The following is a 20,679-nucleotide window of genomic DNA, read 5'->3' as shown; positions in this document are numbered from 1 at the left end:
AAGCCAAATTTTGCAATTACATCGTGTTAAATGCCAAACATTCAGCAAACATCTAAAGAGCGCAGCACCATTATATTTGATGCTGAAATATTCGCAGCCCCTGATTTGCATATTTTTGATGGTCACTACTGGCAATCGAAACAGCAATTAACCGGCAGTGCTACCGGACGCGGCACAACGTATTTTTTTAGGCATAAAAATAACGAATATGTTTTGCGCCATTATCGACGCGGTGGCTTAATCGGCAAGTTAATTGAAGACAGCTATCTTTTTAGAGGTCTGTCACGCACGAGAGCATGGCGCGAGTTTACTCTTCTAGAACAGATGCACAGTCTTGGTTTGCCCGTACCTGAGCCTGTCGCAGCACAAGTAACACGACACAATGTGATGTACCGAGGCGACATCATTATAAAGCGTATTCCCAATAGCCAAGATATGTTTAGCCATTTATGTGAAGCGCCGCAACCTCAAACCACTTGGCAAGCCATTGGCACCTGCATTCGCCAATTTCATGATCACAATGTATATCATCACGACTTAAACATTCACAATGTTATGCTCGATGGTGCAGGTAAAATTTGGCTTATCGATTTTGATAAATGTGCCATACATGCTAGCAATAATTGGAAAAAAGCTAATTTAGACCGACTCTTACGCTCATTGCATAAAGAGCAAGCCAAACAACAAACCTTCCATTTCAATGAGCAAAATTGGCAAGTTTTGCTGTCCGCCTACGGTGAGCCAGCTTAATGAAGGCAACCTGTGACGACATCACTGATTGATCTGGTGAATACTCATTACAAAGCACAATACAATTTAATCTTGAATTGTTACACTCGATTTTTTGTCACCTGCCGTTTTGGAATGAAATAATACATGTCACGTTATTGGGTAATCGGCTTTTTGCTAGTCGCGTCACAAGGATGGGCGAAAGGACTTTCCCCCTACCTTCCGCTACAAATTTCACCTGAAATTGAATCTCAGATAGAAAAAGTCATGGCACTGACCCCTGGGGCACCCCTTACCAAGCCGTACAAAGCGGTTGATATTATGCGCCGCAACAAACTTATTGCCACACGATTTCCTGAGCTTCACCGCTCGGTTGACGCTTATTTAGCCCGGTTTAAAGATACGTTAGCGTTAACCCATGTGAGCGCATCAATATCGGCAGGTGACGATGAAAGCAGCCCTGTGCCGAATCAAAGAGGTATTAAACGCGACTCCAGCTACCAAATCTCGGCTTCTGGCGTGGCTTTTATCTCACCTTATGCCTATGTGGCAGGCGGTGCCTTGTATGCTGATGGCGAAGATGCCATATTGTATAACACCCATGTCGCCTTTGGTTATGAGTACGCACAAATCGAAGCGGGTTACCGAGAACACTGGTTATCGCCAATGCAAGATTCAGCTTTATTAAGTAGTACCAACGCCGAGCCAAGCCTGTCTGTTACTGTGAGTAACGCCACCCCTATCACAGATTGGGGTATCCGATATGAGCTGTTTTATTCGAAGCTTGAAGATACGCTGGGCGTTAGCCAACAAGGTGAATTGTTCAGTGGTGAACCCAATCTATTAGGCTTTCACTTGAGTGTATCCCCTGTTGAAGCGTGGACCATAGGCTACAGCCGCACCCTGAAATATGCTGGAGCGAATAACAACTTGAGTGTTGGTGATGCTTTCCAAGATTTATTCAGCCCCTCAGGTGAAGATAAAACACCTGAACTTTATCCTCAAGCGTTAGCAAGCGATCAGAAAACGGCAATTTCCAGTAAAATTAATTTACCCTTCGCTTTCCCTGTATCTCTTTATGGCGAGATTGCCTTTGACCACGCTCCTGAAAGCAAGGATCAAGAAGCAGATGACAAAGCCCTTGCTTTTGGGGTCTATTTCCCTATGGTAACCAACAACCTGTCTTTGCGATATGAATTCACTCGCTTAGACGAGCTTTTCTACCAATCCAGCTTCTACACCACAGGTTACACCAATGAAGGCTTATCACTTGGTCATTGGGCGAGCGATCTTTTTGCTTCCCAAGATCAGGTTCAAAAGACAACGCATTCGGTCAACATGAATTGGAAATTTGCGTCTGATCAGGTTATTGATATCACATTCAGAAGTGCAGATAGCGACATGAACTCAAACACGGAACAAGCATTCAAGGAATTAACGGTGCGTTATAGTTACGCGACACAATACGGTTTCTGGGGTATTGATCTTGATGTAGGTGAAGATCGTTTTGGCGAACAATTTAAACGAGTAAGTGCATTTTACCGCTGGTAAGCATTTAACAAGGCGGCATACGCGGCCACATTGATAAGGTATAACAACATGCACACAAAAGCTGTCTATCCGGGCACATTTGATCCCATCACAAATGGCCATGCAGATTTAATTGAGCGCGCAGCCAACATGTTTGCACATGTCATTGTCGGCATTGCCGCAAACCCCAGTAAAAAACCTTTGTTCAGCTTACAGGAGCGTGTTGACCTGATTAAAGAAGTGACAGAGCACCTGCCTAACGTTGAGGTCATCGGCTTTGAAGGTTTGCTCGCAGATTTTGCTGATAGCCAAGGTGCTACCGTATTGATCCGCGGTTTGCGTGCGGTATCAGATTTTGAGTATGAATTTCAGTTAGCCAACATGAACCGTCGATTAAATCCCAATTTGGAAAGTATTTTCTTAACCCCTGCCGAAGAGAACTCGTTTATATCATCGACGCTGGTCAAAGAGGTCGCGCTGCACCGTGGCAAAGTCGATCAATTCTGCCACCCAGCGGTTCAAGCGGCATTAAAAGAAAAACTTCAGCAATAACCTATACTCGCTTTTGTTGCATCAAACAGAGCGAGAACAGCAAAGTAATATACCATCGCGCGCTTATCCTCTAAGCGCGTCATTAACAATACAATTGAGAAACCATGGCAAAACATTACCTTTTTTACATCTCCGAAAATTATGCATTTCAAATACTGCGCCCCTTGCAGGACGAAATTCAAAGAAGAGGCGATACCGTCGCTTGGTTTGTAGAAGGTAACAACGTCAACAGAGCTTATTTCAAGCCCCATGAAACGCAACTACCTGATGTTCAGGCCGTCATTGATTTTCACCCTATTGCCGTATTTGTTCCTGGTAATATGATTCCGTCATTTATCCCTGGCTTGAAAGTCTGTGTCCGCCATGGCTTCATTGGTTTTAAAACTCGTAAAAAAGACGGTTTGAACTATTCGTTTATTATTCGAGATTGTTTTGATTTGTATTGTACGCATGGGCCATCAATGACCGACACATTCAAATTACTGGAGCAAAAGCATCAGTTCTTCAAAGTAGTCGAAACAGGGTTTTGTAAAATGGACCCGTTTTTTGATCGTTCAATGGTTGCTGAGAAGGACGCTGCCGCTAACACAACAGCACAAAGGGACGAGCGCCCAGTGGTGTTATTTTCATCCACATTTTCTCCTCGAATGTCTCAAGCCGAAGCGCTTTTGCCAACCATTAAGCGCTTATCTCAAGATACTAAATGGCGTTGGTTAGTGACCTTCCATCCTAAAATGGCACAAAGTACGGTGGATGCCTATAAAGCCGCTCAACATGAGAATTTAACTTTTATCGAAACCGATAATGCCATGCCATTAATGCTCGAGGCTGACTTAATGCTTGGGGATAATTCATCTATGCTGGTTGAGTTTTTAATGTTGAACAAACCTGTGGTGACCATGAAAAATGAGCATCCTAAGCCGCATTTTATTAATGTTACCGATGCTGAAAAAATTGAAGAAAGCATAGAATACGCATTAACTAGGCCGCCTGAGTTGATGGATAAATTAGACGACTATGCAGCGCAAACTCACCCTTACACTGATGGTCAGTCAAGTGCTCGTATAGTAGATGCCACACAAGACATGCTGGACAATCCCCCTAAGTTGAAAAATAAGCCGTTCAATCTAATCCGAAGTATCAAAATGCGTAAAAAGCTAGGTTACTGGAGGTGGTAAAGGCGTGTGACGCCCGCTAGCAATAACGTCGGGGCAATCATGCTTTGAGCCTTTTAGTGCTATTAATCTTTATTCACAATCGTGTGACTATTTTTGGCACTGCTCACAAAAAAACGTATTACGCTGCCCTAGGGTCACTGACTGAATTTCGCTCTCGCAGACTTCGCACGCTTGGCCTTTACGCCCATATACGCGCAGGTGCTGTGCAAAATAGCCTGGGTTGCCATCTGCTTGGGTAAAGTCTTTTAACGTTGTACCGCCCTGCTCTATCGCTTTTGCGAGTACTTGCTTAATAATGTCACCTAACGCTAAATAACTTTTTTTGCTGACTTTTTTAGCTGCTTTGCGTGGGTCAATACCAGCAATGAATAACGACTCATTGGCGTAGATATTCCCAACGCCGACCACGACTTTGTTGTCCATGATAAAGTTCTTCACTGGCACATTCTTGGTGCGAGAAAGATCATATAAGCGTTGTCCATCAAAGTCAGATGTTAATGGCTCAGGCCCAAGAGCGGCTATCATACCAATTTCAGGGTCGCCGACACGTTGCCATAAACAAGCGCCAAAGCGACGAGCGTCGTTGAAACGCAAACACACACCATTGGTCAATACGATATCGATATGATCATGTTTAATCACCGGTGTTTCACTGTTCACAATCCGTAATTTACCCGACATACCCAAATGCAAAATAATGCTACCTGCATCGGTATCAATAAATAGGTACTTGGCGCGACGACGCACGTCATTCACCTTGTGCCCCTCAGCTAAATGCACGTCATCAGGCACCCACCAACGTAATTGTTTATGACGCACAATAATCTGCTCAATATGCTGACCAATTAAGTGTGGGCTAATGCCTAAACGGCTCACTTCAACTTCGGGTAATTCAGGCATAGGGTGTGTCCGTTAAAAGGTATTGGTTAAAAAGCACTTGTTAAAAGCGATTATCAAAAAAGAGCTCAGACCATGTTTTGTTGGTCACTTTATAAAGTTGAGCGCCTTGCGTTGGGTATTGCACCAGCATGTCAGCACCGACTTGAAAAAACAGATAGTGACGGGGGGCGCTTTCTCCCGCTAGCCAAACATTGACCTGAGTCGCGCCCGCCAGCGTCGCCTCACCGATAGGCTCAAGCAAGGCCTCTTGCCATGCCATGACGTTGTCTGTGAGTATCTGTTTGTCTATTTCGTTGTCGCTCGTTTCTTTGTTCTTATTTGCTACAAGGTCGTTGTTATAACTCTCTTTGGTAGCCATTAAAAAGCGCCATCCTCTGCCTACTCGCTCGAGAGTATAGTCATGGGTGACAATGCTCGTGAGCATAGCGTCAGTGGGGACAAGCTTATCAATAGTTTCATCTTTAACGCTACTGCCGGAAAACAGATTTCCAGTTAGGTTAAACATCAAAATCAGCAGCAACATCGAAATAATTAATACATTATTCCATGCGCGGGACGTCAATCGGATCATGGTGAAATAGAGTAAAATAACGAATGCATTGACTGATTATGCCATGTAATGCACAACAGAAAACAGTCTATTTGGCAGGTCTACGAGAGAAAGTAAAACGCAAAAAACCCGACATGAGCCGGGTTTTTCGGGAGACAAAACAAGTATTAATTACTTAATTTTGGCTTCTTTAAACAAAACGTGCTGACGTACTTTAGGATCAAACTTTTTGATCTCCATTTTGCCAGGCATGTTACGTTTGTTTTTATCTGTGGTGTAGTAAAAACCGGTACCAGCAGAAGACACTAACTTGATTTTATCACGCATAATCTGTGTTCCTTAAATTTTTACGCCATTGGCACGGATATCAGTTAATACTGAATCAATACCTTTCTTATCAATAATACGCATACCTTTAGCAGATAAACGCAATTTAACGAAACGGTTTTCGCTTTCAACCCAAAAACGGTGGGTTTGTAGATTTGGCAAAAAACGACGACGAGTCGAGTTTTTAGCGTGTGAACGGTTGTTACCTACCGCTGGACGCTTGCCTGTCACTATACATACTTTGGACATCGTATTTGTCTCCAAACAATTCTAAAAATATTTAGCTCTGACAAGCATGCAAATACGCGTGCCAGCTTTAGCTATCAACAAGAGGGCGCATTTTATACAGCAAACAGCTATTTAATTCAACGATTAACTGATAAAAACCCTAGTCTTTTATTATGCCATAAGCGGTACGGGTTAATTTATTTGATTTTGTGGTCGCTCGAATAGCTTTATTTTTAGCAATCATCTCAGGTGTAACATAGCGATGATCATGCTCCAAATGCAGGCAGGCTGCAGAATAGCGAATTTGGATGCCTCGCACACCACGGTTAAACAAGCGCTCGCCTAACTCCCTGTCTTGCCCACCGTACTGCATTCTCTCATCAAATCCATTGACGGCAAAAATATCGTCGCGCCAGCCAGAAGCATTGTGCCCATTCCAGGTTGGTTTAGCCGGAGTGACTGAATTTAGTACCGTTCGCTTCCATTGCAATGTGGTCAATTTCCCCAATTTGCGATTACGTTTAACGCCATTTTCTACCAGCCAAGTTCGCTCAAACGCCTGACCCGAGGCAATGTGTTGCTGGTTAATCAAATCACTAGTAGGCATAGGAAGTTTGAAATAACCTCCCGAGAGAAATTTTCCCGGTCTGGCATGCGCTTTATGCACAGCAACAAAATCACGTCTGGGTATACAGTCACCATCGGTAAACAGCACATAATCGCAGGTACTGGTGAGCAGTGCTTTGTTCATAATACGTGACTTTTGAAAACCATCATCTTCTTGCCACACGTGTTTAATGTCCAAACCTGAGCCCTGAATAAAACGGTCAATACAGGCTTTCGTATCCGACGTTGAACCATCATCTGCGATGATCAGCTCAAAATTTTTATCCGTTTGATAATGAAAGCCCCACAGGACCTTTTCGAGCCATACGGGAGAGTTGTAGGTAGTAAAAATAACAGATATTTTCATAATGAAACCGATTTTGACTTTAGAAGCAATCGTGTTATCTAATCTCGTTTCTTTGACAATGACATGACCAACGCATGACACTTTTGTGGTAGCCGACGAGCCTTAAGGTCACGTCGTCCAGCTACGGCTAAATCAAACCTCGCTCGGCAAACGATACGGCAACACCATCCCCAACCACAAGATGATCAAGCACTTTGATGTCCAGTAAGCTCATCGCGCTGATAATCCTCGCGGTGATGTGCTCATCGGCCTGACTCGGCTCAGCCACGCCTGACGGATGATTGTGGGTCAATATCACAGCAGCAGCGTTATCTTCTAGCGCCTGTTTCACTAGAACTCGAGGATAGACCGATGCGCTATCAATGGTGCCGAAGAACATTTTGCGAAATTTGATCAATTGGTGCTGACTGTCTAGCAGTAGCATGCCAAACACCTCATTGGGCTCGTCACGCAATTGGGCGATCAAAAAGTGCTTGGTTTGTTGAGCGCTGTTAAACACGGTTTCACGCTGTAATTGTTCGGCAAAAAAGCGCTGACTTAACTCGATGGATGCTTGCAGTTGCACAAACTTCGCTTCCCCTAACCCTTTGGCTAAGCAGAAATCCTGCTGACTCGCACTGATTAGCCCCCGCAGTGAGCCAAAGGTATTTAGAAGGTTGCGCGCCAAATCAACGGCACTTAATCCTTTGATGCCCGTTCGCAAAAATATGGCCAATAGCTCCGCATCAGACAAGGCATCGGGCCCTTGGGTGAGCAGCTTTTCTCTTGGTCTTTCATGGGCAGGCCATTGGGTTATTTTCATGCGTCCCTGTCTTATTAAACGTTTCTTTTCTGCGCCTACTACCGGTACGAAATAGAAATTAAGTGGAAATTAAGCCTAGCAAAAGCGGTCTATTCCAGCCAATAATGGCCGTATAAAATGAGTAAGATAGCAAAATGATCCCTATGCAATTAGCCCAACAGAAGATCCTACTTGGTATAACAGGCGGTATAGCAGCCTACAAAACCCCAGATTTAGTCAGAAAACTCACTGCGCTTGGCGCACAGGTACGTTGCGTGATGAGTGCTTCAGCAGCAGAATTCGTGAGCCCACTGGCTTTACAGGCGGTCTCAGGTAACCCTGTAGGTGATGACCTACTGGATCGTACCGCGGAAGCCGCTATGGGCCACATAGAGCTGGCAAAATGGGCTGATAAAGTGCTTATTGCCCCTGCTACGGCAAATTTCATGGCCAAACTCACCCATGGCTTAGCCGATGATTTGTTATCCACGTTATGCCTAGCCACCAGCGCACCGATGTATATTGCCCCTGCGATGAATCAGCAGATGTGGCATGCGCAGGCAACACAAGCAAACCTCAATATTTTACAACAAAGAGGCGTCACCATTTTAGGGCCAGCTCCCGGCGAGCAAGCCTGTGGTGATATCGGCCTAGGGCGAATGATAGAGCCGATTGATATCGCCAATATGTTAGCCCAAAGTCCAATGGAGCCCTTGCTCGCTAACAGGCATATTGTGATTACGGCAGGGCCAACACGGGAAGAAATCGATCCCGTGCGCTTCATTAGCAATCACAGCTCAGGAAAGATGGGCTACGCATTAGCGAAAGCGGCTGTTGCTTTAGGTGCAAGAGTCACATTGGTATCAGGGCCGGTGAATTTGACGCGCCCAGTAGGTGTTGATGTCATTGATGTGGTCAGTGCAGAGCAAATGCACAATGCCGTTATGACAGCCGTGAGCAAGTCCCAAGTTAATGACGCGCAGTCAGATAGCATGCAGCTTAATTGCGACATATTCATCGGTTGTGCAGCCGTAGCAGATTACAAGCCACAGCAAAAAACCGAGCAAAAGATTAAGAAGTCCGATACGGAGTTAACACTTACTTTTACTAGAAACCCTGATATCCTTAGTGATGTTGCCCATTTAGCTCAACCCCCTTTCACGGTTGGCTTCGCCGCTGAAACGCAAGACGTGGCTCATTACGCACAAGACAAACTGAAACGCAAAAAGCTCGATATGATTGCCGCAAACGACGTATCCCAAGCCGGTTTAGGCTTCAATAGCGAGCAAAACGCACTCAATGTTTATTGGAATAATGGTGGAAAAAACCTTGGCGTTGCCGATAAGAGTCAGTTGGCGATTTCGCTATTGACCTTAGTTGCTCAGCGTCACGCATTAAAAACAACATAAACCACACTAGGGATAAAACTCGTTAGGTAATAACGCACACAGAGGTCACTTTAGGATAGAAAATGGCAATAGCAAAAAAGATAAATCGCCGTGCGCAAATATTACAAGCACTTGCCAGTATGCTGCAAACCAACCCAGGCCAGCGGATCACTACCGCTAAATTAGCGGCTCATGTTGGTGTGTCAGAAGCCGCGCTGTACCGTCACTTTCCCAGCAAAGCCCGCATGTTTGAGGGCTTAATAGAGTTTATTGAAGAGACTCTTTTTTCGCGTATTAATAAAATTATTAATGAAGAAAAAGATTCCACGACTCGCTGCCAACTTATTCTGCGCCTTATACTTGGCTTTGCGGAGAAAAACCCGGGGATCACACGCATCTTAAACGGTGACGCTTTAATGGGCGAGCAAGATCGATTGCGTGACCGAATAGCCCAATTATTTGAACGTTTAGAAACCCAGTTAAAACAAGTTCTCAGAGAAAGAAAATTACGCGAAGGTAAATCACTTCCCGCTGAAGAGGCCATAATCGCGAATTTCCTTATTTGCTATGTAGATGGGCGAATTAATCTGTTTATTCGCAGTAAATTTACCCGCCGCCCAACAGAGGGTTTCAACGACCAATGGCAGTTAATTAGCACTCAGTTCTTTTTGAACTAGCCACGTTAGAATTTGCACATAAAAAAGCCCGTTGAGTCACAACTCAACGGGCTTTTTACTTTTATTTATATCTGCAATGAATTAACCCGCTTTATTCGCAGATTGCTGCACATCCGCTACCCAAGCTTTGACTTTCTGTTCAAGAATATTCAGTGGCACAGGGCCATCTTTTAGCACTTGGGCATGAAAGCCACGAATATCGAATTGCTCACCGAGTTCTGCTTGCGACCATGCACGCAATTCCATGATCTTCAACTTACCAATCATATATGCCGTCGCTTGGCCCGGCATAGCAATGTAACGCTCAATCGCTTTAACCGAGTCATTCTTCGGGTTTGGTGTATTTTCGATGAGATAATTAATAGCTTGCTCACGACTCCACTTTTTACTGTGAATACCGGTATCAACCACCAATCGACAAGCACGCCATAGCTCCATCGCCAAGCGACCAAAGTCAGAGTATGGGTCTTGGTAAAAACCCATATCTTTGGCTAGTTCTTCAGTATACAGGCCCCACCCTTCGGTATAGGCAGTAAATGAACTGTATTTTTGAAACTCAGGAATACCCTCAAGCTCTTGAGCGATCGCTCGTTGCATATGATGCCCAGGTATACCTTCATGATAGGCCAAGGCTTCCATTTGATAGGTAGGCATGTCGTTCATGTCGTAAAGGTTTGCGTAGTATATGCCTGGTCGAGAGCCATCTTTCGCAGGGCTTTGATAAAACGCTTTGCCGGCTGACTTTTCACGAAACGGCTCAACACGTTTAACCACCATCTCAGCCTGTGGAATTAAGCTAAAATATTCAGGTAGTTTGTCACGCATGGTGTCAATAAGCGCTTTCGCTTCAAGCAAGTAAGCATCACGCCCTTCGTCCGTATTGGCGTAGTAGAATTGTTTGTCAGTTCGCATAAATTCGAAAAATTCATTCAAACTGCCGTCAAACTTCACTTTTTTCATGATGCTGCGCATATCTTGATGAATACGCTCAACGTTTTGTAAGCCAATGTTGTGCACTTCATCGGCGCTTAAATCAGTAGTAGTAAACCATGCAAGACGATTTTCGTACCACTTGTCGCCGTCAGGCAAGCGCCATACACCATCACCTTCTGGGGTTAAATCTCGCTGCACTTTCAACTCGCGAATGAGTGCTTGATACGCAGGTTGAACCGACGTCAGAAGGGCGTTGCTAGCATCATCAAGTAAGGTCTTACGCTCGCTGTCGGTTAACTCTAACTTGCTGACTTTGTCTTGGAAGTCCTGCCAGATGCTTGATGTACTGTCGCTGCTATCAAAGGGGGCTCCGGTAATCACGTTTTTTGATGCTTGTAGCATCTGATCGTAAGACCATTTTGGTGGAAATACGCCTATTTTTTGTCGAATACGTAGCTGGTCAATGACTTGTGAAAACAAGGTTTTTACCCCTTGCAGACGACTGATGTAGGCTTGAGCGTCTTCCGTGTTGGTCACTCTGTGCACATTAATCAAAAAGCTGGGGACCATAGTGTGGTAAGCACTAAACTGATCCATGATATAAGTGTGATGACGAAACTCATCATTAGCTAGTTGGCGCTCTAAGGACACTTTATTGAGCGCTAAACTGATTTTCTCTGCGGCGCTTAACTGACTTTCATCAAAACCTTTTAACGTATTTAACTGCTTCTTGGCGAGTTCGCTGCTTTGTTCAATGAATGTTTCACTGATGTTGTTCCACTTATCGTAATCCCACTTGTAACCTAAATAGCTTTGAAACTGCGGTGAACGATGCAGTCGCTGTTTAAAGTTATTAGCAAAAAAGTCGGCTAATCGTTGTGATTCCGTTTGCGCGGTGTCGACTGTATGGGTGGTGGATTCATTATCCTGGCGGGCTTGTACGTTCAATGCCGCAAACGACAAAGACGCAGCCGCAAGCGAAAGGGCGATGATAGATAGTTTCATGTTAGCTCCCTGATTTTTTTATTATGTATTTTAAGCCTCTGTGAGTCATGCAATTGCAAAGGTAGGTAACTGCATGACGGCACAAAACAAAATGAGTGCAAGTTAGTAAGCTTGCACTCACTGGTCCATGATGAATAACGCAATAACGCAATAACGCGCCTTACACGCTGCTACTTAGAAAACGTATCACCAAAGAAGTCACCTTCATTCCAACTAGAACGCTTAGCTTGGTTAGCCAAGGTGAGACCGATGTAATAATTCACTTCGGCGAATTTAGTTGCCGCCTTCCAGTTAAAGGGCTGATTAAAATCATCCCCTGGCTTGTGGTAATTAGTTGCTAAAAATTCACCGAATTTTTTGCTGCCATCAACTGCTGGGTCGGCTGATTGCAGACCAGGCACTAAAAATACTGACGGTACCCCCTGTTTAACAAAACTGTAGTGATCAGAACGGGTAAACAACGCCTGCTCAGGCCACGGATCTGGGCTTAGGGTTAAACCAATTTTTTGTGCTGCAAGACTCACCGACTCTTTCAAATCACTATGATCTGCACCAAAGGCGATGACGTCGTTGAACTCGTAAGTTAAAATCGGCATGTCTAAATTAACGTTCGCCACCATGGCGTCTTTTGCCACGGTGGGGTTTTGTGCGAAGTAATCTGAGCCAAGTAAACCCTTTTCTTCTGCCGTGACAGCAACAAATAATATTGAACGCTTAGGGCGCTCAGCCAGTTGGCTGAACAAGCGGGCGGTTTCAAGTAACACCGAAGTACCTGTTGCGTTGTCCATGGCGCCATTGTTGATCTTGTCTTTCTTGACTGTTTTGGCGATCCCGATGTGATCAGAGTGGGCTGAATACACAATATACTCATTCTTCAGTGTCGGGTCTGAGCCTTCCAATATAGCCGCAACATTAGGACTACTGATGCTCTTGTGCACGCTACGCTTACTGAAATCAATACTTACCGGTAAAGAGAAACCTTTAGGTGACTCGTCTTCTTCAAGTAGTTGGTAAATCTGCTCTAAATTCATATCCGCATTGGCAAACAATAATTCAGCCGCTTCTTTGCTTAAATAAGCACTGTTTTTCAGTGCAGGATAAACATTGGCTGGCTGGCCGTTTTGATCTAACCAGCGTACCGTCGGCGTGTGAATATAATTAAGAAGGTTTTGATAAGGTCGCACTTTCTCAGCAGTAGGCGTGGTAATAGTCACATAACCAATGGCGCCGTGCTCTGCAGCGTGGCGTTTCTTCTCATTGGTTGAACCAAAATGCGCGCCTTCTTCACTTGGGAAAGAAGCCGGCTTACCAGAAAGCACCACTACAACTTTGCCTTTTACGTCTAAGTCAGCGTAATCATCGTGTTCAAGTTCTGGGGCAATAATCCCATAACCTGCAAAGACCAATTGCCCTTTGACACTGGCCATTTCGCTCACTGGGCTTGCACTGGTGATGTATTGTTTGGGATAAGCTAATTCGACACTGCCTTTGGCAGTTTCAAGTACGAACGAAGGCGAAGCTTGATCAAGTGATGCTTGGCGAAAAGGCGCGCGTTGTAGAAAACTGCCGTCATCGCCAGCAGGTTTAAGGCCATAGCCTTCTAATTCTGAGGCAATGTACAAAGAAGCAATTTCATGACCACGAGAGCCAGTATCACGGCCTTCTAATAAGTCATCAGATAAAAAACGTAAGTGAGATTTAATTCGTTCTGCATCAGCATGAACACTTTGTTTGACAGGGGCGTCTTGGGTTGCATTTTGATTTGCTGATTGGCAACCAGCAAGCATAAGCCCAGCTGAAAGCATGCCTAAATACATGATTTGGCGCATTGTTGTTCCTTTCTATCGGTGCGTTTATATTATTTTATCAACAGCTTGACGAGCAAAGTAGGTGTTCGCAAGACTTGTGGCTAAAATTGCTGTCATCCTGTTGTTCGCTAAATTGTACGGCAAAGCCTAAGGCAAACAAAATCAAGTACGGCCAATGACGGGTTTTATCAGCCCACTTGTGCTTTTCTTGGCTATATTGGTTTTCACTGTAATTTCTAGTACTTGGCGAAAAGCCAAGGACTGGGTAGACTGCAGCACTTTTTAAATTATCTACACTTTACGCAGTAATAACCCAAACTATGTCGAAAAATACTTCACTCTTTAGAATTCAATTTATCGCCAATGGCGTACGCTACGAACTATATGTGCGCGAATTGTGTCAGGGCAGCTTATTTGGTTTTATCGAAATTGGCGATTTTGTGTGGGACAACCACACCAGCGTGGTAGTTGACCCAAGCCATGAAAAACTCAAAGATGAGTTCGCTGATGTCACCACCACGTACATACCAATGCACAATGTTTTACGCATCGATGAGGTAAAAAAACAAGGTACGGCTAAAATCAGCGAGCTATCTGATAAGGTAACGGCTTTCCCAAGCCCAATTTATACTCCGAAAAAGTAAATACCTTGAACGCGAAATAATAATCGAAATGACAACGAGGGATCTTTATGTACAAGCGCAGTTTGATGCTAGCGGCAGTAATGTTGAGTTTTTGCTTTCAAGCCTTCGGAGCAAGCGAGCCTTCACAGTCACGTAAATTAAGTGCTTTGCTAGAGCAAATTTGGCAGTACCAGTTGTCAGTTGACCCAATAAAGGCCACCCGTTATCGAAACAACCGCTACAACGACAAACTGAAAGATCTCTCCCCCGAGGCTTTACAGACCCATGAACAGCGAAACCAGCAGTTTTTAGCTCGCTTAAAGGGCGTGGACGATAGCGGCTTAAACCATCAGCAAAAGATCAACAAATTGATGCAGATGCGCGAGCTGCAAAACGACATTGACTTATATCGCTTCAACGCCCATTACATGCCGATTACGTCAGAGTCGGGTTTTTACAGCTCGTTGGCATTTTTACCAGCCTCAGCCCCGTTTAAAACTCAGCAAGATTATCAAAACTACCTAGCTCGCTTAAACCAATTTCCTCGCTATTTCGCCCAACAAATTGCTTGGATGAAAAAAGGTATTGAAACTGGCCGCGTGCAGCCAAAATCGGTGCTTGTTGGGTTTGACGACACTATTAAAAAATTCATTACCGAAGACCTACACGACAGTCAATTTTTTGCCCCGTTTAAACGCCTTGCCGAATCAAGTTTTAGTTCAGCCGTTCAGGCTAGCTTATACACGCAAGGTGAAACCGCCATTAACCAGAGTGTGTGGCCTGCCTATCAGAGCTTTTATGACTTCTTAGTGAATGAATACATCCCTAACGCAAAACAAGATATTGCCGCCAACACATGGCAAAACGGCGCCGCGTTTTATCAAAATCGTAGCGATTACTACACCAGTACCAATCTAGATGTAGCCGATATTCATCAAACCGGTTTGCAAGAGGTAAAACGCATTCGCAGTGAAATGCAGAGCGTATTAGACACCCTTAACTTTGAAGGTGATATTAATCAGTTTATTCGGTACTTACGCACCTCCCCCGAGTTTTATGCCACCAGTGCAGACGAGCTTTTAATGCGTGCTTCATATATAGCCAAACGCATTGATGCCACGCTCCCTCAGTTATTTTACACTTTGCCCCGCGTGCCTTACGGTGTGGCGCCGGTGCCTGATAATATCGCCCCTAAATATACCACTGGGCGTTATATCGCCCCAACAAGAGACGACCAGCCGGGTTACTATTGGGTGAACACTTATGCGCTGGATAAGCGCCCTTTGTATGCCCTGCCCGCGCTTACCTTGCACGAAGCAGTACCTGGTCATCATTTGCAAATATCGCTGGCAAGTGAAATGCAAGACTTACCTCCTGTTCGCCGTTACACCTATATTTCAGCGTTTGGTGAGGGCTGGGGTTTATATTCTGAATTCTTGGGTAAAGAAGTGGGGATTTACACCACACCTTATGAAGAATTTGGCCGTTTAAGCTATGAAATGTGGCGCGCGTGTCGTTTAGTGGTCGATACGGGTATGCATATGCAGGGTTGGTCGCGCCAACAAGCCATTGACTACATGCTGGAAAACACTGCTTTATCTGAACATAATGTCACCACAGAAGTGGACCGCTACATATCATGGCCAGCCCAGGCTTTATCCTACAAAATTGGTGAATTAACCATTAAACGCCTACGTAAAAAAGCCGAAGACGCATTGGGCGACAAGTTCGACTTACGCGCCTTTCACGATGCAGTGCTCGCCTACGGCTCAGTGCCCTTGTCGATTTTAGAACAGAATATAGATATGTTTATTGAAGTAAACTCCAAACATAAGTGATGTTTGTTGGCATATGTGAAAATATGCCTTTCTCTTTTTACACTCTCAATAAAAATTGTAGCTAATTGGATACTATCCATTTACACTCATTTCGAAGAATCGGGTAATTAAATTAACACTGCGTTAAATATCTCTGCCTTATTGTTCAAATTCTAAATAAAAGTCACCAAACACCAACTTGTTTTACGCGAGCGTAAAGTTAGGTGAAAAATAATAATAATAAAAATTGCTAAGGGACTAACCATGCTTAATTTTCGTCATTCCGTAATATGCCTTTTCATCGCCATTATCACTTTAACTCTTACTGCTTGTGGGAGCACGCCCCAGCCTCTAGTAAAAATAGAAAGCAATGTTTTTACCAAGCCTGAAACTAAAGTAGGTTACGTATATATAATGCCCGAGGAAAAAGCGACGACCCATATTTACGGTGCTAGTTGCCTGCTTTGTTACGGCGTTGCGTCTTCACTGACAAGTAAATTAGATACGCATCTAGAGGGAGCCATTGATCAACAAGAACTAGACAATATTCGCACCCTCGTTTTAGAAGAATATTCGATAAGAACGTCAAACATCAAAGAACTAACGCTTGCAAACCCTATCTCAAAGTTAAGTAAATTCAAAGGTGAATTAGGATTTGCAAAAAAGGATTTCAGATCACTTAAGGAGTCTTTAGACGTAGATATTTTGGTTGTTTTGGAACTTCATAGGCACGGTGCTTATAGAAGCTTTAGCAGTTATGTGCCTAACGGAGATCCACAAGGTTATATAGCTGGGTTGCTTTATGCTGTTGATCTTAATTCTAATGCATACATCCAATATTTAGAGTTAGATGAAAAAGTTCAGCCAGAAGGTGAATGGGATGAGCCAACAACATTTCCGAGCGTCACTACTTCCTATTACCAAGCAGTAGAAAATATAAAAAGTAGAATTCGCAACGCTATCTAATTGGCGAGTATTAATACCTTAATGCGCTTCTTATTTTTATCAGTCTTCTTTCTCATTGTTGGGTGTAATAGTACGCCCAATAGAGATGACTATGCTAAACACATTAATACGATGGGTAAGGCATTTCATGGTGAAAATACACTAGCCTTTAGCTTTGCTCAAAACGAAGGAATTGATTTAAGAGGCATACACAACCGCGATGATTCAACCAGTTCATCTCCAATACTTTATCAAGGCGGTGCTGGATTAGTAGGAATGTTTGCCCAAATTGGCGCTCATGCTGCCTTTATTAATTCATCTCGCAACGCTAAGTTAGCCGAAGAGCAAGAGCGAGCCGACAATAAAATTTCACCTCTGATTAATTTGATAAATGGTGTTTCTATTTTTAGTTTGCTTGATAGAACTGATTCTTTGTTTGTCAAAAATAACGACATCGATAACGAGACTCTTAGATTGAAACCCATTTTTTTCTCAAATGAGAAAATGAATCAAGTTATTTTAAAACTTATTGCTTGGTTGCCAGACGAAAAAGGACGTACAAAAAATCTTCGTTATCAAAATATGATCCAGGTTTTCAGCCCAATTCTTTCAGAAGATGAGCACGCTTTATTCGTAGACGAAAATAATGATGACGTTAAACAAATGATGGCAAGGCAGTTAAACACCGCAATCCATATCCTTCAGAGTGACTTAACTGGGCGTTACACCGGTCTGAATGAGCCACAAAACACTTTTACTATATTGAGAAACGACAGCTCTAAAGTTGTACGAGGAAGCGTTGTAGATAATAAGTGTGGCTTTCAAGTGGTTCAAGATTTACATTCATGGTATATCGCATTCCCAACAAAAACACCAGTTCAACAAGATACCCCCTCCTCGCCTGAGCAGTGCTAAAGTAAAAAGATACGCTCTTACCTCGAGGCGGCCAACAACGCTGAAAACTCATGCTCATTCACTGGCATGATAGACAATCGATAGCCTTTTTTGATTAAGCCGATTTCGTTTATCTCGGGCATGCTTTTTATTTTTTTAAGCGACAAAATAGCGGGAAATTTCTCGACAAACCTCACATCGACCATCACCCATCTGGGATTGTCAGGGCTTGATTTAGGGTCATAGTAATGGCTTTCAGGGTCAAACTGTGTGTGATCTGGGTAGGCTTCTTTGACGACTTCTGCAAGCCCCGCGATGCCAACGTCTTTACAGCTAGAATGATAAATAAAGACCTTATCGCCCTGCTTTACTTGGTCACGCAAAAAATTACGCGCTTGGTAATTGCGGATACCATCCCAGTGCTCCGTCTGCTCAGGTTTTGCAGCTAAGTCATCGATGCTAAAGGCATCAGGTTCTGTTTTAAATAACCAATATTGCATTTGGGTTCTCATCTCTTAAAAAGACAACTTATCAATCAAAAAGTAATTATGCCAACAATAAACCTGCGTGGAATCAATCAGATCCATAGTTTGACAAAAGTGCCCTGCACCTAAAACTTGCTAATCATGTTATGTTTTATATACTGTATGAATATACAGTAAAAATATACAACCCATGGTGATGTATGAACTCAACAATCAATCAGCTCAAAAACAAGCGTCTAGTTTGGCGAGCCAGCCAAGCAAGTGGTGCTCATAAGGTTTTGCCCAGCGGTTTTGATGCTCTCGATGCTCACCTAGAAGGTGGTTTGCCTGAGCAAGGTGTAGTTGATATTAGTAGCCCAACTGGCATTGGTGAATTGCGCTTACTCTTGCCTAGCTTCGTATTGCGCCAACAAAACAGCGACAAACTTTTAGTCTTTATTGGTGCACCCGCTCGGTTGAATGCACCCATGCTGGCGAAAATGGGCTTTGAGTTATCGCGTATTCTGATTATTGAACCCAAGAATGCAAAGGATGCTTTATGGTCAACTGAGCAATGCTTAAAAAGTGGCTGCTGTGATGGAGTATTGTTGTGGCATCATGGCCTAGAAGTACACCAAGCAAAGCGACTACAATTCGCGGCAGAGGCAGGCGGGGCATTAAATATTGTGCTACGCCAGCAACAAAAACAGGTATTTTCATTGCCGGTGGCTTTAGCAATGCAGTTATCCTCATCTTCTCAGGGTATCGAGGTAACCATTTTAAAACGCAAAGGCGGTTGTCATAGCCAGCCCTTCACCGTCAATATGAGCAAGATGTGGCCATCATTAACGCGACCTATACCAGCAAATAATGTTCTTCCTCTCACTGGCTTACATAGCCTTACCGGCTAATTAGCCACCATGCAACCTCTATGGCTCTACCTACATTTCCCAAATTTGCAGCTCGACTCTTATCACGTGCATGAGGGTGCCGAGAGCAAAGGATACATTGACGACACAGGCAATCATAAGAGTATATCGTCGATCCCTATTGTAATACTCGATACAGCTCATGGTATCGTGCAGCTTAATAAATGCGCCAGGCAAGCAGGCATTCAACCCTTCATGAGCTTAGGCACAGCTGCGGCTTTACATGGTGGCTTGCAGGTTATGCCGTTTAACCCGGAAATCGAAAAACAGCAGCTGAGTATAATTGCGCAACGCTTATACATGGTTGTTTCAGATATTTGCTTTTTCAGTGAGCAAGGGTTGTTACTTCGAGTGCACAATATGCTGCGTTTGTATTCGAGTTTAAACGAACTGTGGAGCATGATTAAAAGCCAGCTTGTACCATTGAACGTAAGTTTCTCATACGCCACAGGCCATTCACCTTTAGCGGCCAAATTACTCGCCGTCAAAGGATGGAACCAAATCACGGATGAACCCGCGGCCATACAGCACGCCTTAAAAAAAGTCGATTTAAGCCTTACTGAACTTTCTTCAAAGGATGTAACTAAGCTTAACAGCATTGGCGTAAAAACTGTTGAGCAACTTCTCATCATTCCGTTTAGTGATTTACACAAACGCTTCGATACTCAAATGATTACTTACTTAGGGCAGCTAAGAGGCGATTTCAAACATCCGGTAATTTTTTTTCATCCCCAAGCAAACTTCAAGCAATACATTGAACTGCTGTATGAAATAGAGCGCACCGATTTACTTCTCAAACCCATACAAAAATTGCTTTCAAACTTAGAGAATTTTTTGCTGCTAAGAGACGAGTTAACCCAAGAGCTGCGCATAATTTTATATCAGCGAGATAAAAGCAAAATCGAATTTACGGTAAGGGCGCAGCAAGGAGAATATCGTGCCAAAGACTGGTTGGGGTTGCTCGCATTAAAACTCGAAAATGTGCTGCTGAATGCTCCAATTATCGCACTGCAACTTTCCACGGGTAAAACTTTTGTTCGTCATCCTGATAAACAAGATTTGTTCCTTGGGAAACAAGGGGTTGTATCCCGCTTACAACTTATATCAGCATTACAAGCTAAGCTTGGCGATGATGTACTTTTTAGCCCGCAAACCATTAACGACTATCGACCTGAGCGAGCATCCCAATATTGTTCCGTATTAACAGTGAATGAGCGAAACCCAATTTACCGCTCTCCGCTAAGACCAAGTTTTTTGTTAGCTGAACCTAGTTTGCTTACTCAACACGTTTCAATCGTGCATGGACCTGAACGCATTAGCACAGGTTGGTGGGACCAACAACCTGTGCTACGAGATTACTTCATTGCGGTGAGTAAAGAGGGGCAATGGTTTTGGGTGTTCAAAACACCAGAAAACACGTGGTTCTTGCAAGGCATTTTTAGTTAATT

21 protein-coding genes are annotated in these 20,679 nt (G+C 43.8%); 12 read left to right on the top strand and 9 right to left on the bottom strand.

The window, feature by feature from the left end:
* Positions 1-30 precede the first annotated feature (30 nt).
* The 4 genes from PATL_RS00305 to PATL_RS00290 all read left to right on the top strand — a co-directional run bounded on the left by PATL_RS00305 (position 31) and on the right by PATL_RS00290 (position 3,989).
* On the top strand, positions 31-750 hold the full coding sequence (locus tag PATL_RS00305) for a 3-deoxy-D-manno-octulosonic acid kinase (protein WP_011572998.1): 720 nt from the start codon (positions 31-33) through the stop codon (positions 748-750).
* Between the two features lie 126 nt (positions 751-876).
* The gene (locus PATL_RS00300; RefSeq protein WP_011572997.1) at positions 877-2,280 is read left to right on the top strand and encodes a capsule assembly Wzi family protein; all 1,404 of its coding nucleotides are present in this window, start codon (positions 877-879) and stop codon (positions 2,278-2,280) included.
* Positions 2,281-2,328: 48 nt separating this feature from the next.
* Complete coding sequence (gene coaD / locus PATL_RS00295; RefSeq protein ID WP_006993460.1) at positions 2,329-2,811, top strand: pantetheine-phosphate adenylyltransferase; 483 nt, start codon at positions 2,329-2,331, stop codon at positions 2,809-2,811.
* A gap of 104 nt (positions 2,812-2,915) precedes the next feature.
* Complete coding sequence (locus PATL_RS00290; protein ID WP_011572996.1) at positions 2,916-3,989, top strand: CDP-glycerol--glycerophosphate glycerophosphotransferase; 1,074 nt, start codon at positions 2,916-2,918, stop codon at positions 3,987-3,989.
* Between the two features lie 87 nt (positions 3,990-4,076).
* On the opposite strand, the gene mutM is transcribed toward PATL_RS00290, so the two are convergent.
* The 6 genes from mutM to radC all read right to left on the bottom strand — a co-directional run bounded on the left by mutM (position 4,077) and on the right by radC (position 7,769).
* Complete coding sequence (mutM, locus tag PATL_RS00285) at positions 4,077-4,889, bottom strand: bifunctional DNA-formamidopyrimidine glycosylase/DNA-(apurinic or apyrimidinic site) lyase (RefSeq protein ID WP_011572995.1); 813 nt, start codon at positions 4,887-4,889, stop codon at positions 4,077-4,079.
* A gap of 40 nt (positions 4,890-4,929) precedes the next feature.
* Positions 4,930-5,460: a hypothetical protein gene (locus PATL_RS00280; RefSeq protein ID WP_011572994.1), complete on the bottom strand. Its 531-nt coding sequence runs from the start codon at positions 5,458-5,460 to the stop codon at positions 4,930-4,932.
* A 150-nt stretch (positions 5,461-5,610) separates the two neighbouring features.
* Positions 5,611-5,766, bottom strand: a complete 156-nt coding sequence (rpmG, locus tag PATL_RS00275; RefSeq protein ID WP_006993456.1) for a 50S ribosomal protein L33 — start codon at positions 5,764-5,766, stop codon at positions 5,611-5,613.
* A 12-nt stretch (positions 5,767-5,778) separates the two neighbouring features.
* Positions 5,779-6,015, bottom strand: a complete 237-nt coding sequence (rpmB, locus tag PATL_RS00270; RefSeq protein WP_006993455.1) for a 50S ribosomal protein L28 — start codon at positions 6,013-6,015, stop codon at positions 5,779-5,781.
* A 139-nt stretch (positions 6,016-6,154) separates the two neighbouring features.
* Complete coding sequence (locus tag PATL_RS00265) at positions 6,155-6,967, bottom strand: glycosyltransferase family 2 protein (RefSeq protein WP_011572993.1); 813 nt, start codon at positions 6,965-6,967, stop codon at positions 6,155-6,157.
* Between the two features lie 127 nt (positions 6,968-7,094).
* Positions 7,095-7,769 carry a RadC family protein gene (radC, locus tag PATL_RS00260; RefSeq protein WP_011572992.1) on the bottom strand — a complete coding sequence of 225 codons (675 nt, stop codon included), beginning with the start codon at positions 7,767-7,769 and terminating at the stop codon, positions 7,095-7,097.
* 143 nt (positions 7,770-7,912) lie between these two features.
* On the opposite strand from radC, the gene coaBC reads away from it, so the two are divergent.
* A complete protein-coding gene (gene coaBC / locus PATL_RS00255) occupies positions 7,913-9,157 on the top strand; it encodes a bifunctional phosphopantothenoylcysteine decarboxylase/phosphopantothenate--cysteine ligase CoaBC (RefSeq protein WP_041714159.1) in 1,245 nt (414 codons plus the stop codon).
* 62 nt (positions 9,158-9,219) lie between these two features.
* Positions 9,220-9,813 carry a nucleoid occlusion factor SlmA gene (gene slmA, locus PATL_RS00250; RefSeq protein WP_011572990.1) on the top strand — a complete coding sequence of 198 codons (594 nt, stop codon included), beginning with the start codon at positions 9,220-9,222 and terminating at the stop codon, positions 9,811-9,813.
* Positions 9,814-9,894: 81 nt separating this feature from the next.
* Here the strand turns inward: slmA and PATL_RS00245 are convergent, their stop codons facing one another.
* The gene (locus PATL_RS00245) at positions 9,895-11,751 is read right to left on the bottom strand and encodes a DUF885 domain-containing protein (protein WP_011572989.1); all 1,857 of its coding nucleotides are present in this window, start codon (positions 11,749-11,751) and stop codon (positions 9,895-9,897) included.
* A gap of 170 nt (positions 11,752-11,921) precedes the next feature.
* Entirely contained in the window at positions 11,922-13,580 is a 1,659-nt protein-coding gene (locus PATL_RS00240; protein WP_011572988.1) for a M28 family metallopeptidase, read from the bottom strand.
* 299 nt (positions 13,581-13,879) lie between these two features.
* On the opposite strand from PATL_RS00240, the gene PATL_RS00235 reads away from it, so the two are divergent.
* From PATL_RS00235 to PATL_RS00220, 4 genes are all read left to right on the top strand, one after another.
* Positions 13,880-14,203: a DUF1820 family protein gene (locus PATL_RS00235; RefSeq protein ID WP_011572987.1), complete on the top strand. Its 324-nt coding sequence runs from the start codon at positions 13,880-13,882 to the stop codon at positions 14,201-14,203.
* 47 nt (positions 14,204-14,250) lie between these two features.
* Entirely contained in the window at positions 14,251-16,020 is a 1,770-nt protein-coding gene (locus PATL_RS00230; protein ID WP_011572986.1) for a DUF885 domain-containing protein, read from the top strand.
* 243 nt (positions 16,021-16,263) lie between these two features.
* Positions 16,264-16,965: a hypothetical protein gene (locus PATL_RS00225; protein WP_011572985.1), complete on the top strand. Its 702-nt coding sequence runs from the start codon at positions 16,264-16,266 to the stop codon at positions 16,963-16,965.
* Complete coding sequence (locus PATL_RS00220; RefSeq protein ID WP_232283272.1) at positions 16,966-17,859, top strand: hypothetical protein; 894 nt, start codon at positions 16,966-16,968, stop codon at positions 17,857-17,859.
* A 17-nt stretch (positions 17,860-17,876) separates the two neighbouring features.
* On the opposite strand, the gene PATL_RS00215 is transcribed toward PATL_RS00220, so the two are convergent.
* Positions 17,877-18,338 (bottom strand): EVE domain-containing protein, encoded by a 462-nt coding sequence (locus tag PATL_RS00215; protein ID WP_041713099.1) that lies wholly within the window; start codon positions 18,336-18,338, stop codon positions 17,877-17,879.
* Positions 18,339-18,523: 185 nt separating this feature from the next.
* On the opposite strand from PATL_RS00215, the gene imuA reads away from it, so the two are divergent.
* Positions 18,524-19,213 (top strand): translesion DNA synthesis-associated protein ImuA, encoded by a 690-nt coding sequence (gene imuA, locus PATL_RS00210; RefSeq protein WP_011572982.1) that lies wholly within the window; start codon positions 18,524-18,526, stop codon positions 19,211-19,213.
* 9 nt (positions 19,214-19,222) lie between these two features.
* Positions 19,223-20,677: a Y-family DNA polymerase gene (locus tag PATL_RS00205; protein ID WP_011572981.1), complete on the top strand. Its 1,455-nt coding sequence runs from the start codon at positions 19,223-19,225 to the stop codon at positions 20,675-20,677.
* The last annotated feature ends 2 nt before the right edge of the window (positions 20,678-20,679 follow it).

Origin of the sequence: Paraglaciecola sp. T6c (assembly GCF_000014225.1) — a bacterium.
Classification (GTDB): Bacteria; Pseudomonadota; Gammaproteobacteria; order Enterobacterales; family Alteromonadaceae; genus Paraglaciecola; species Paraglaciecola atlantica_A.
This window is presented reverse-complemented; position numbering and strand designations above follow the sequence as displayed.

Coding starts and splice junctions, on each gene's coding strand:
- PATL_RS00280 (WP_011572994.1), bottom strand. CDS start 5,460: ATGATCCGATTGACGTCCCGCGCATGGAATAATGTATTAATTATTTCG.
- rpmB (WP_006993455.1), bottom strand. CDS start 6,015: ATGTCCAAAGTATGTATAGTGACAGGCAAGCGTCCAGCGGTAGGTAAC.
- PATL_RS00205 (WP_011572981.1), top strand. CDS start 19,223: ATGCAACCTCTATGGCTCTACCTACATTTCCCAAATTTGCAGCTCGAC.
- mutM (WP_011572995.1), bottom strand. CDS start 4,889: ATGCCTGAATTACCCGAAGTTGAAGTGAGCCGTTTAGGCATTAGCCCA.
- PATL_RS00240 (WP_011572988.1), bottom strand. CDS start 13,580: ATGCGCCAAATCATGTATTTAGGCATGCTTTCAGCTGGGCTTATGCTT.
- radC (WP_011572992.1), bottom strand. CDS start 7,769: ATGAAAATAACCCAATGGCCTGCCCATGAAAGACCAAGAGAAAAGCTG.
- PATL_RS00300 (WP_011572997.1), top strand. CDS start 877: ATGTCACGTTATTGGGTAATCGGCTTTTTGCTAGTCGCGTCACAAGGA.
- PATL_RS00290 (WP_011572996.1), top strand. CDS start 2,916: ATGGCAAAACATTACCTTTTTTACATCTCCGAAAATTATGCATTTCAA.
- PATL_RS00265 (WP_011572993.1), bottom strand. CDS start 6,967: ATGAAAATATCTGTTATTTTTACTACCTACAACTCTCCCGTATGGCTC.
- slmA (WP_011572990.1), top strand. CDS start 9,220: ATGGCAATAGCAAAAAAGATAAATCGCCGTGCGCAAATATTACAAGCA.
- coaD (WP_006993460.1), top strand. CDS start 2,329: ATGCACACAAAAGCTGTCTATCCGGGCACATTTGATCCCATCACAAAT.
- rpmG (WP_006993456.1), bottom strand. CDS start 5,766: ATGCGTGATAAAATCAAGTTAGTGTCTTCTGCTGGTACCGGTTTTTAC.
- coaBC (WP_041714159.1), top strand. CDS start 7,913: ATGCAATTAGCCCAACAGAAGATCCTACTTGGTATAACAGGCGGTATA.
- PATL_RS00225 (WP_011572985.1), top strand. CDS start 16,264: ATGCTTAATTTTCGTCATTCCGTAATATGCCTTTTCATCGCCATTATC.
- PATL_RS00230 (WP_011572986.1), top strand. CDS start 14,251: ATGTACAAGCGCAGTTTGATGCTAGCGGCAGTAATGTTGAGTTTTTGC.
- PATL_RS00235 (WP_011572987.1), top strand. CDS start 13,880: ATGTCGAAAAATACTTCACTCTTTAGAATTCAATTTATCGCCAATGGC.
- imuA (WP_011572982.1), top strand. CDS start 18,524: ATGAACTCAACAATCAATCAGCTCAAAAACAAGCGTCTAGTTTGGCGA.
- PATL_RS00305 (WP_011572998.1), top strand. CDS start 31: ATGCCAAACATTCAGCAAACATCTAAAGAGCGCAGCACCATTATATTT.
- PATL_RS00245 (WP_011572989.1), bottom strand. CDS start 11,751: ATGAAACTATCTATCATCGCCCTTTCGCTTGCGGCTGCGTCTTTGTCG.
- PATL_RS00215 (WP_041713099.1), bottom strand. CDS start 18,338: ATGCAATATTGGTTATTTAAAACAGAACCTGATGCCTTTAGCATCGAT.